Raw genomic sequence first — 10,250 nt, 5'->3', positions numbered from 1 at the left:
CGCCCGCCCGGCGGGCGTGCGCGCGCTGGTGGCGCTGGAGCCGGCCAGCATTCCCGACCTGGGACCCGGCGCCGTCTACGACACGCCCACCCTGATCGTGATGGGCGACCACATGGACACCGACCCGCGTTGGCCCCGCATGCGCCAGCGCGCACGCGACTTCGCCGCCCGCCACCCCAGCGTCACGCTGCTGACGCTGCCGGACCTGGGCATTCGCGGCAATTCGCACATGCTGATGATGGACCGCAACAGCCTGGATATCGCCGAGCGGGTGCACGACTGGCTGATCGGGCAGACGGCGTAATGTCGATGCCTTGAACGGCGTACCGGACGGCAGGCCGGGCGCCGCGGCCACGCCGGGCGGCAATGCCCCGCGCGGCGCTTCCTGCCCCTGCCAATTCGTGGCAGCATGGCAACCGTCCCGCCTCCAGCCCCCCCCTTGCCCCCATGTCCCGCGCCGAACGCCTCCTGGATCTGCTGCAGACCCTGCGCTGCCACCGCCTGCCCGTCAGCGGCCATCGCCTGGCGGGCGACCTGGGCATCAGCCTGCGCACGCTGTACCGCGACATCGCCACGCTGCAGGCCCAGGGCGCCGAGATCGAGGGCGAGCCCGGCGTGGGCTACGTGCTGCGCCCCGGCTTCATGCTGCCGCCGCTGATGTTCAGCACCGAGGAAATCGAAGCCCTGGTGCTGGGCACCCGCTGGGTCGCCGACCGCTCGGATCCGCGCCTGGGGCAAGCGGCCGCCAACGCCCTGGCCAAGATCAGCGCGGTGCTGCCGCAGGAACTGCGCGACGAACTGGACGCCATTCCGCTGCTGGTCGGGCCCAGCGCCTGGGCGGTGGTCGACAAGGTCGACCTGTCGCTCATCCGCCAGGCGATCCGTGGCGAACAGAAGATCGCCATCACCTACCGCGACGACAAGGGCGCCGATTCCGAACGCGTGATCTGGCCCTTCGCCCTGGGGTTTTTCGACAGCGTGCGCATCGTCATGGCCTGGTGCGAACTGCGCCAGGACTACCGCCATTTCCGCACCGACCGCATCGCCACGCTGGAAACCGGGCAGCGCTACCCGCGCCGCCGCCACGCCCTGCTCAAGGAATGGCGCGCCCTCAATGCCGTCAAGCGCGAGGGCTGCTGAGCCGATGCGACATCGTCCCAATCACTACTGACAAAATCTGACAGCATACCTTTCTAAGATGAGCGCTCATTCACCCAGGAGCGCATCATGTCCGCCAAGAATTTCGTCATTTTCTACGTCGACAAGCCCTCGGCCAGCGCCGCGTTCTACAGTGCGCTGCTGAACCGCCCGCCCGTCGAAAGCTCGCCCACCTTTGCCCTGTTTGCGCTGGATTCCGGCCTGATGCTGGGCCTGTGGTCGCGCCACACCGTGGAACCGGCCGCGGCCGGACGCGGCGGCTGCACCGAGCTGGCCTTCACCGTGCCCGACGCCGACGCCCTCGATCAGCGCCACATCGACTGGAGCCTGCGCGGCCTGCCCATCCTGCAGGCGCCCACCGACATGGACTTCGGCCGCACCTTCGTGGCCCTGGATCCGGACGGCCATCGCCTGCGCGTGTTCGCCCCGGCCCCCGAACCCGCCCTGGCCGAGGCCGAGCTCATCACGATCCCGGCATTCCCAGGAGCCTGAACCACAGGTAGTCCAGCGGCACCAGCAGCACGAACGACACCAGCGCCGTCACCAGGCAGAGCGCCAGGCCGCTGCGCGCCGGCACCTGGCCCATGCCCATCGCCACCACGATGGGCGAGGCCTGGTACGGCATGATGACGGTCGCGTAGCCGGCCACCTGCGCCATCAGCACCGTCATCAACGGAAAGCCCGATGCCTGCGCCAGCGTCTCGGCCAGCGGCGTGTACAGGGCCGGCACCCCATTGGCCGTCACCACGAAATTCAGCGCGGCCGACAGGCCCACCAACGAAAAGAAGCTCTGCATCGGTGCGTCCGGCGACAACGGCAGCCACGCCAGCAACGCCCGCCCGATGATGCCGCCCAGGCCACTGTCGGCCACCATCGCAGCCAGGCCCAGAATGCCCGCCACGTAAATGGCGGTACGAAAATTCACTTCCTTGCCGAACTGCTCGCCGCTGACGAACCCCACCTTGGGCAAGAGGCACACGCAGGCGGACGCCAAGCCCACCCAGGCCGGCGACACGCCATGCCAGCCGTCCGTCACCCACCCCAGCAAGGTCAGCCCCAACAGGACGGCCAGGCGCCTTTCCGCCGCCGACAGCGGCCGGGCCGCAGGGGCTGGCGGCGCCGGCTGCGGCGTATCGCGAAACAACAATGCAATGCAGACCACCAGCACCGCGCCCTTCAGCACGCCCAGCACCGGCGCATGCAGCCACAGGTACGGCAGATACCCCAATTGCAGGCCATAGCTGGTCTCGATGCTGCCTGCCATCACCAGGTTTGGCACGTTGGCGGGCAGGATCGAGGTCGACAGCTCGAACGTGCCAAAGCCCACCGCCAGCGCCAGCCCGATGCGGCCCCGGCGGCCCGGCGCCAGGCCGATCTGGTCGGCAAAGGCCAGCACGATCGGCATCAGCAGGGCGATGCGGCCCATGTTCGACGGCATGATGAAGGCCAACAGGTACGTCAACAGCACCACGCCCGCCACCACCACCGGATACGACCCCGACAGGCGCTGCGACAAGGCGCCCGCCAGGCGGTCGGCCAGCCCCGTGTTCTTCAGGGCCAGGCCCAGCACGTAACCGCTCAGCACCAGCCAGAACGCCACCGACGCAAAACCCGAGAACACCACGTCGCGCGGCGCCACCGCCAGGATCGTCGCGGCGCTGAAGAACAGCAGCGCGGTCAGGTATTCCGGCAACCGCGAAAAGGCCCACAACGCAATCGTGATGGCGGTGAGCAGCGCGGGTAGAATCGGAAAATTGGAGGCGACAAGATGCATGGGCAACCTACGGCAGGAACACGAATCGGCGCAGTGTACGGACCCTGTCCCCCGCTGAAAATGCGCGATTCGCAGAGGCAGCCTCAACGCGCCGCGTAGGCTCTACCCATGCGCTTTGACCTCACCGACCTGGCGCTGTTCCTGCACGTGGTGCAGGCCGGCAGCATCACCCACGGCGCCGCCCGCGCCAATCTGGCGCTGGCCGCGGCCAGCGCCCGCATCCGCAATCTCGAAGCCTCGCTGGGCGCGCCGCTGCTCGAACGCCGCCGCCAGGGCGTCATCCCCACCCCGGCAGGCCTGAAGCTGGCCGCGCATGCCCGCATCATGCTGGCCCAGGCCGACCGCCTGCGCGACGACCTGGCCGGCTTTTCCGGTGAATTCGGCGGCTCAGTGCGCATGCTGTCCAACACCAACGCCCTGACCGCCTTCCTGCCCGAAGCGCTCTCCGGCTTTCTGGCGGCGCATCCGCGCATCAACGTCGAGCTGCAGGAAATGCTCAGCGACGAAATCGTCGAATGCATCGCCGACGGCTCGGCCGACATCGGCATCGTCGCCGGCACCGTCGATACCGGCGCGCTGGAAACCTACGCCTACCGCTCCGACCGCTTCGTGCTGCTCGTGCCCGCCGCGCACGCGCTGGCCGGCGTGGACGAAATCGCGTTTCGCGACGTGCTGGACGAAGACTTCATCGGGCTGGACCGCAGCAGCGCCTTGCAGCGTTTCCTGGCGCGCCAGGCCCTGGTGGCCGGCAAGCCCATCAAGCTGCGGGTGCAGCTGCGCAGCTTCGACGCCATGTGTCGCCTGGTCGAGGCCGGCGTCGGCGTGGGCATCGTGCCCGAGACCACCGCGCACAGCATGCGGCGGCTGCTCAAGGTGGTGCCGGTGGCGTTGTCCGACGCCTGGGCCTCGCGCGACCTGCTGGTGTGCGTGCAATCGCGCCAGGCGCTCAATGCCCGCGCCCGGCGCCTGCTCGATCACCTGCTGGCGGACACTGGCGCGTCGCCTTTCATGCCGTCGCTGGATGACGAGCCTTCATGAATACAGATCCGTCATGAATTGCGTGGCCTTCACGCCGGTTCCAGTCAGCAGCACCACGGTGCGCTCGGCCTGACTGACCGCGCCGCGCGCAGCCAGCAGGTCCAGCGCGGCCGCGGCCGTGGCGCTGGTGGGCTCGGCATACAGCCCCATGGCCGCCAGCTTGCGCACCGCGCCGATGATGTCGGCTTCCGGCACCGCAACGGTCTGGCCGCCGCTGGCGCGAATGGCCTGCAACACCTCGCGCAATCGCACCGGCCGCTTGATCGCCGTGCCTTCGGCCACCGTGGGCAGCACTTCGCGCGCCACGGGCGTATCGACGCCTGCCTGAAAACTGGCATCCACCGGCGAACAATGCAGCGGCTGCGCCACGAACAGGCGCGGCAGGCGGCGGATCTGGCCAGCGGCCAGCAGCTCGGCAAAGCCGATGGCGCAACCCAGCACATTGCTGCCCGCCCCGGCCGGGATCACGATGTTGTCCGGCGCCTCGAAGCCGAAGTCTTCCCACATTTCGTAGGCGATCGACTTGGTGCCCTGCAGAAAGAACGGCTGCCAGTTGTGGCTGGCGTAGAAAATCTCGTCGGAAGCGCGGATCGCCTCGGTCTCGGCATTCTCACGCGGGCCTTCCACCAGCCGAACGTCGGCGCCAAACGCACGAATCTGCGCCACCTTGGCGCTGGACGTATAGGCCGGCGCGAAGATGGTGACGTCCATCTGCGCGGCCGCGCCGAAGGCGGCAATCGCCGCGCCGCCATTGCCCGAGCTGTCCTCGGCAATGGCTTGCACGCCAATCTGCCGCAGCCAGGACAGCATCACCGCCGCCCCCCGGTCCTTGAAGCTGCACGTGGGGTTGAACCATTCCAGCTTGAAATGCGGCCGCAGCCCGCCCCAGGCGCGTTCCACCATCGGCGTGCAGCCTTCCCCCATGGACACCGGCTGCGCCACGTCGCGCGGCAACGCGGCGCGATAGCGCCACAGCGACCGCTGACCGCGGTCGATATCGTCGCGCGAGATGCCGGGCAGCGGCGAAATCATCAGCGGCGTCTGGGCATCGGAACACCAGCGCGCTTCATCCAGCGCATGGCGCGCACCGGTGACGGGGTCGAAATAATGGGGGTCGGACATGGCAATCACTGCAAAGGAGAATGGCGATGCACGCAGTCTAGGCCCGCATACCGGCCCCACGTTGCAATATCATGTTGCGATAAACGCAATGGAGAATCGCCATGGAACGTGGCGCGCTATGGGAATACCAGGTGTTCTGCGCCGTCGCCGAACGCCAGAGCTTCGTGCTGGCGGCGCGCGCGCTGGGCGCCTCGCCCAGCGCCGTGACCCGTGCGGTGCAGTCGCTGGAACGCCAGGTGGGCGTGCAGTTGCTGTTGCGCAGCAAGAGCAGCGTGGTACTGACGCCGCAGGGCGAAAGCTACTTCCAGTCGGCCCGCGACCTGCTGCGGCGGGAAGCGCAAGCGCGCGAGGCGCTGCGCGACACGCAATTGGGCGCGCAGGGCCGGTTGCGGTTTTCGGCGCCGGACCTGCTGGGCGTGACCCTGCTGCCGGCCGTGCTGCGACGCTACGCCGCCGACTACCCCGGCGTCACCGTGGACATCACCTACACCGACAAATCGGTCGACCCCATCGCCGAAGGACTGGACTTCGCCATCCGCGGCGGCTTTCCTGCCTCCAGTGACCTGTTGGGCGCGCGGCTCTGGCCCTACGCGCGGCTGCTGTGCGCCAGCCCCGATTACGTCGCCCGCATGGGCTTGCCGCGCGAACCCGAAGAACTGGCGCGCCACCGCCTCATCATGCACACCGGTCCCCGCGTGCTGAAGGACTGGCACCTGCGCCGCGACAAGCGCATCGTGCGCATGCATGCCGAACCCGCGGTGCGCGTCAGCACCGGCAGCGGCCTGATGGCGCTGGCGCTGCAAGGCGTGGGCATCGCGCGGCTGGCGGACTGGGCCGCCGCGCCCGAGATCGCCCGCGGCACCCTGGTGCAGGTCTGCCCCGGCTACACCGCGACCTCGGCGCAAGGCGCGTCGCCGCAGATGCATGCCGTGTACGCGTCGCGCACCCTGCCGGCGCGAGCCCGCGCCATGCTGGCCGCCCTCCGCGCGTGCGCCGAAGACCTTCAGGCCCCGAAACAACAAGGCCGGTCGATGCCGCCAGGGAACCCCGCGCGGCGCCGACCGGCCTGAAGACTACGAAACCCTGTCAGGGGCGCTGTTCGCGCGCCTTCAGCACCACCGATTCCGCCGACTTCCTGAACAGCAGGTGATACAGCGCGGCCAGCGCCAGCAGGAACGGCACGCCGAACACCAGCGTCATCTTGAACACGCCCGTGAAATAGGTGGTCAGCAGAATCGCCAGCATCGCGCCGGCCCCCAGCAGCGTCAGCACCGGAAAGCCCGGCATCCGGAACGACAGCGCCGCACCGCCTTCACGCGCCCAGCGGCGGCGGAAGAAATAGTGCGTGACGAAAATCATCATCCAGGTGAACAGCGCGCCGAACATCGAGATCGCCATCATCAGCGTGAACGAGCTTTCGGGGTACAGCACGTTCAGCACCGTTGCGATGGCAATGCCGCTGGTGGACAGCAGCAGCGCATTCAGCGGCGTGCCGCTGCGCGTCAGCTTGCCCATCGCCGCGGGCGCGTGGCCGGCCCGCGACAGGCTGAACATCATGCGGGTGGTGATGTACAGCTGGCTATTCATGGCCGACAGCGCCGCCACCAGCACGATGAAGTTGATGACGCCGGCCGCGTACGGCACGTTCACCGCCTGCATCACCGTCACGAACGGGCTGCCGCCCTTGCCGGCCTGGTCCCACGGCACGATGGCCAGGATCAGCGCCAGCGTCAGCAGGTAGAAGATCACCAGGCGCACGATGGTGGCCCGAAAGGCCTTTTTCACCGCGCGCTCGGGGTCTTCGGCTTCACCCGCCGCCACCGCGATCATCTCCACGCTCAGGTAGCTGAAAATGGAAATGACCACCGCGATCCACATGCCCCACACACCGTTGGGAAAGAAGCCGCCGTGCGCGGTGTACTGCGCCGTGCCGTACTGCGGATTGCCCCAGACCACATACGCGCCCAGGATGATGAACGCCACGATGGCGCTGATCTTGATGGTCGAGAACCAGTATTCGATCGTGCCGAAGGCCTTCACGCTCATGGCATTGATGAAGATCAGCGCCGCCGAGAACAGGCACACCCACTGCCACCCCGGCACCCCGGGGAACCAGTACTTCATGTACTCGGCCACCGCCGTCACTTCCGTGCCCACCGCCAGCACCACGCAGGACCAGTACGCATAGCGCACCAGAAAGCCCGCCAGCGGCCCGATGTAGTGCTCGGCATAGGCGCCGAACGAGCCCGACGTCGAATGCGCCACCGTCATCTCGGCCAGGCACCCCATCAGCAGCAACGTGATCAGCCCGCCAATCGCATAGCTGATGATCACGCTGGGCCCGGCAAAGCCGATCGCGAACTTGCTCCCCAGGAACAGGCCCGTCCCGATGGCCCCCCCGATCGCGATCATGCTCATCTGGCCCGACGTCAGGCGCCGCTTGAGCCCCTGTTCCCGTTCGGTGATTTTCCCGAACCCCTGTTGTTGTCCCATGTCTCCTCCGGTACTGCATTCTCTTGATGGATGCGTTGATGGCCGGTCTTGCGCGCGGCGTATCAGGTCACGGCAGAACGCTGCTTGAATTCGGGCTTGTCCCAGGCGCGGCTATCCAGCACGTCCTTCAGGATCTCGACCGCGTCCCACACGTCGGCGTAGCCGAAATACAGCGGCGTCAGGCCAAAGCGCAGCACTTCGGGTTCGCGGTAGTCGCCGATCAGGCCGCGTGCAATCAGCGCCTGCATCACCTCGTAGCCATTGGGATGGCGCAGGCTGACGTGGCTGCCGCGATCGGCGTGGTTGCGCGGCGTCACCAGCGTCAGCGGATGGCCGGCGCAGCGTTCCTCGACCAGCGCGATGAACAGGTCGCCCAGCGCCAGCGACTTCTTGCGCACCTCGGCCATGTCCGCCTCTCGCGCCACGTCCAGGCCGCACTCCACCATGGCCAGCGACACGATCGGCTGCGTACCGCACAGATAGCGGCGGATGCCGCCCGCGGGCTCGTAGGCGACCGTCATGTCGAACGGCCGCTGGTGGCCCCACCAGCCGGACAGCGGCTGCCAGAAGTCTTGAATATGGCGCGGCGCCACCCAGATGAAGGCCGGCGCGCCGGGGCCGCCGTTCAGGTACTTATAGGTGCAGCCCACGGCGTAGTCGGCGCCCGAGCCGTTCAGGTCCACCGGCACCGCGCCGGCCGCGTGAGCCAGGTCCCAGATGACCAGCGCGCCGCGCTCGTGCGCGGTACGGGTGACGGCGGCCATATCGTGCATCTGGCCGCTGCGGTAGTTCACGTGCGACAGCAGCACCACCGCCACGGAATCGTCCAGCGCCTTGTCCAGCGGCAGCTCGTCGTCGATCAGGCGCATTTCGTAGCCCTGCTGCAGCAGGTCGATCATGCCCTGGATCATGTACAGGTCGGTCGGGAAGTTGTCGCGTTCCGACAGGATCACGCGGCGCTTGGGCTGCTGCTTCTGCTGGATGCGCAGGCTGGCGGCCAGGGCCTTGAAGATGTTCAGCGAGGTGGTGTCGGTGATCACCAGTTCGCCCTCGCGGGCGCCCAGCAGACCGGCCAGCTTGTCGCCCAGGCGGGACGGCAGCTCGAACCAGCCGGCCGTGTTCCAGCTGCGGATCAGGCCCGTGCCCCATTCCTGGGTGATGACCTGGGCAGCGCGGGCGGCGGCGGCGCGGGGCATCACGCCCAGCGAATTGCCATCCATATAGAGCACGCCGGGCGGCAGATCGAAGCGCGCCTTGAGCGGCGCAAGGGGGTCTTGGCGGTCTGCGGCAACGCAGGCTTCGCGGGTATGCATTCAAAGCTCCTTCGGGCATTATGCTGCGAACATACTAGCAGCGCCGACGAGCCGAATAGTTGCAAAATCAGGCGTGGCTTACCCTAGGATTTCGCATTAAATTGCGTTCTGGGCCACTTTTTAGAATTGGATTGCACCGTGCAACTAGACGCCATCGACCAGCGCATTCTGTACCGCCTGCAAGAGAACAGCCAGCTCAGCAACCAGGACCTGGCCGAGCAGGTTGCCCTGTCGCCGTCGGCCTGCCTGCGCCGGGTGCGCGCCCTGGAAGAAGGCGGCTTCATCCGCGGCTACCGCGCCGTACTGGACGCCGACAAACTGGGGTTCGAACTGGAAGCCATCGTCCACGTATCGCTGGACCAGTCGCGCGCCGGCTGGCACGAGCAATTCCTGGCCGGTATCGCGCTATATGACGAAATCACCGAAGCCAGCATCGTCACCGGCGCGTCCAACTACATCCTGACGGTGCGCACCCGCAACCTGGCCGCGTTCTCGCAGTTCGTCGAAGAAAAACTCAGCAAGATCGCCGGCGTGCGGGACCTGTGCTCGCACCTGGTCATGCGCAAGGTGAAGAATCGGGGCGGCATGCTGCCGCTGGCGGCCTGGCGCTAGGCAATGCCCGCGCTACGAATACCGCAGAAAGCCAAACACCGTGACGAAGTGGCAGGCCGAGCCGCCCATGACGAACAGGTGCCAGATGCCGTGGGCATGGCGCCAGCGCTTGTCGTGCGCGTAGAACACCGTGCCCACCGTATACAGCGCCGCCCCGGCCAGCAGCCAGGCCAGTCCGGCCGACGACAGCGCGCTGGCAATCGGCGCGGCACATATCACGCCCAGCCACCCCATGGCCAGGTACAGCGGCAAGGCGGGCGCGGCGCCGCGCGCCCACCAGAGTTCACGGCCGATGCCGTACAGGGCCAGCAGCCAGATCGCCACGGCCATCACCGCACCCCAGCCCAATTCCAGCGGCGCGAAAGCCAGGGGCGTGTAGGTGCCCGCGATCAATAGATAGATGGTGCAGTGGTCTGCCTTGGCCCACAGCGCTTTGCGGCGCCCGCGAGTGCAGTGATACAGCACCGACGAGGCATAGACGGCAATCATGGACACGGCGAACACCGCGCACGCCACGATCTGGCGCGACTGCACGTTCAATTCGGCCGCGCGGACGATCAACGCCCCCGACGCGGCCACGGCCAGCGCCAGGCCCGCCAGGTGCGTGGCGCCGTTGAAGCGTTCCCCTTCGTACATGCCGTCCCCTCCCCGTGCGCAGGCGTAGCGCCGACGCTTTCCATCATGCCGAAGCCATGTGACAAACCGGGGTCAGCAAGATGGGACAACGAGGGAACAGCAAC

The 10,250-nt window shown here is 67.6% G+C and carries 10 protein-coding genes and 1 pseudogene; 6 read left to right on the top strand and 5 right to left on the bottom strand.

Annotated elements, in window-relative coordinates; translation table 11 throughout:
* The 3 genes and pseudogenes from AC6LJ2_RS24540 to AC6LJ2_RS24530 form a co-directional block, all read left to right on the top strand.
* Positions 1-304 (top strand): annotated as a pseudogene (locus tag AC6LJ2_RS24540) (hypothetical protein); the annotation flags it as partial.
* Between the two features lie 143 nt (positions 305-447).
* Positions 448-1,140, top strand: a complete 693-nt coding sequence (locus tag AC6LJ2_RS24535) for a helix-turn-helix transcriptional regulator (RefSeq protein ID WP_263910221.1) — start codon at positions 448-450, stop codon at positions 1,138-1,140.
* 87 nt (positions 1,141-1,227) lie between these two features.
* Positions 1,228-1,650, top strand: coding sequence for a VOC family protein (locus tag AC6LJ2_RS24530; RefSeq protein WP_263910220.1), 423 nt, complete (start codon positions 1,228-1,230; stop codon positions 1,648-1,650).
* On the opposite strand, the gene AC6LJ2_RS24525 is transcribed toward AC6LJ2_RS24530, so the two are convergent.
* Positions 1,622-2,932 (bottom strand): SLC13 family permease, encoded by a 1,311-nt coding sequence (locus tag AC6LJ2_RS24525; protein WP_498152373.1) that lies wholly within the window; start codon positions 2,930-2,932, stop codon positions 1,622-1,624. The genes AC6LJ2_RS24530 and AC6LJ2_RS24525 overlap by 29 nt on opposite strands.
* A gap of 108 nt (positions 2,933-3,040) precedes the next feature.
* On the opposite strand from AC6LJ2_RS24525, the gene AC6LJ2_RS24520 reads away from it, so the two are divergent.
* Positions 3,041-3,970: a LysR family transcriptional regulator gene (locus AC6LJ2_RS24520; RefSeq protein WP_498152372.1), complete on the top strand. Its 930-nt coding sequence runs from the start codon at positions 3,041-3,043 to the stop codon at positions 3,968-3,970.
* On the opposite strand, the gene AC6LJ2_RS24515 is transcribed toward AC6LJ2_RS24520, so the two are convergent.
* On the bottom strand, positions 3,965-5,092 hold the full coding sequence (locus AC6LJ2_RS24515; protein WP_498152371.1) for a threonine synthase: 1,128 nt from the start codon (positions 5,090-5,092) through the stop codon (positions 3,965-3,967). The genes AC6LJ2_RS24520 and AC6LJ2_RS24515 overlap by 6 nt on opposite strands.
* Before the next feature lie 101 nt (positions 5,093-5,193).
* Between AC6LJ2_RS24515 and AC6LJ2_RS24510 the strand changes: the two genes are divergently transcribed.
* Positions 5,194-6,162, top strand: a complete 969-nt coding sequence (locus AC6LJ2_RS24510; RefSeq protein WP_498152370.1) for a LysR family transcriptional regulator — start codon at positions 5,194-5,196, stop codon at positions 6,160-6,162.
* 16 nt (positions 6,163-6,178) lie between these two features.
* On the opposite strand, the gene AC6LJ2_RS24505 is transcribed toward AC6LJ2_RS24510, so the two are convergent.
* Positions 6,179-7,585, bottom strand: coding sequence for an amino acid permease (locus AC6LJ2_RS24505; protein ID WP_263910212.1), 1,407 nt, complete (start codon positions 7,583-7,585; stop codon positions 6,179-6,181).
* A gap of 62 nt (positions 7,586-7,647) precedes the next feature.
* A complete protein-coding gene (gene kynU, locus AC6LJ2_RS24500) occupies positions 7,648-8,898 on the bottom strand; it encodes a kynureninase (RefSeq protein ID WP_263910210.1) in 1,251 nt (416 codons plus the stop codon).
* A 138-nt stretch (positions 8,899-9,036) separates the two neighbouring features.
* Here kynU and AC6LJ2_RS24495 point away from each other — a divergent pair, with 138 nt between their 5' ends.
* Positions 9,037-9,510: an Lrp/AsnC family transcriptional regulator gene (locus tag AC6LJ2_RS24495; protein ID WP_445657351.1), complete on the top strand. Its 474-nt coding sequence runs from the start codon at positions 9,037-9,039 to the stop codon at positions 9,508-9,510.
* A gap of 12 nt (positions 9,511-9,522) precedes the next feature.
* On the opposite strand, the gene trhA is transcribed toward AC6LJ2_RS24495, so the two are convergent.
* Positions 9,523-10,146, bottom strand: coding sequence for a PAQR family membrane homeostasis protein TrhA (trhA, locus tag AC6LJ2_RS24490; RefSeq protein WP_263910201.1), 624 nt, complete (start codon positions 10,144-10,146; stop codon positions 9,523-9,525).
* Positions 10,147-10,250 lie beyond the last annotated feature (104 nt).

It is taken from the genome of Achromobacter sp. 1014246743, assembly GCF_059760725.1.
Note: the sequence above shows the minus strand (reverse complement) of the source record. Positions and strands in the feature narration are given on the sequence as shown.

Excerpts from the sequence above, each read along its gene's own strand:
- AC6LJ2_RS24525 (WP_498152373.1), bottom strand. The coding sequence starts at position 2,932 with ATGCATCTTGTCGCCTCCAATTTTCCGATTCTACCCGCGCTGCTCACC.
- AC6LJ2_RS24520 (WP_498152372.1), top strand. The coding sequence starts at position 3,041 with ATGCGCTTTGACCTCACCGACCTGGCGCTGTTCCTGCACGTGGTGCAG.
- AC6LJ2_RS24535 (WP_263910221.1), top strand. The coding sequence starts at position 448 with ATGTCCCGCGCCGAACGCCTCCTGGATCTGCTGCAGACCCTGCGCTGC.
- AC6LJ2_RS24515 (WP_498152371.1), bottom strand. The coding sequence starts at position 5,092 with ATGTCCGACCCCCATTATTTCGACCCCGTCACCGGTGCGCGCCATGCG.
- AC6LJ2_RS24510 (WP_498152370.1), top strand. The coding sequence starts at position 5,194 with ATGGAACGTGGCGCGCTATGGGAATACCAGGTGTTCTGCGCCGTCGCC.
- trhA (WP_263910201.1), bottom strand. The coding sequence starts at position 10,146 with ATGTACGAAGGGGAACGCTTCAACGGCGCCACGCACCTGGCGGGCCTG.
- kynU (WP_263910210.1), bottom strand. The coding sequence starts at position 8,898 with ATGCATACCCGCGAAGCCTGCGTTGCCGCAGACCGCCAAGACCCCCTT.
- AC6LJ2_RS24505 (WP_263910212.1), bottom strand. The coding sequence starts at position 7,585 with ATGGGACAACAACAGGGGTTCGGGAAAATCACCGAACGGGAACAGGGG.
- AC6LJ2_RS24530 (WP_263910220.1), top strand. The coding sequence starts at position 1,228 with ATGTCCGCCAAGAATTTCGTCATTTTCTACGTCGACAAGCCCTCGGCC.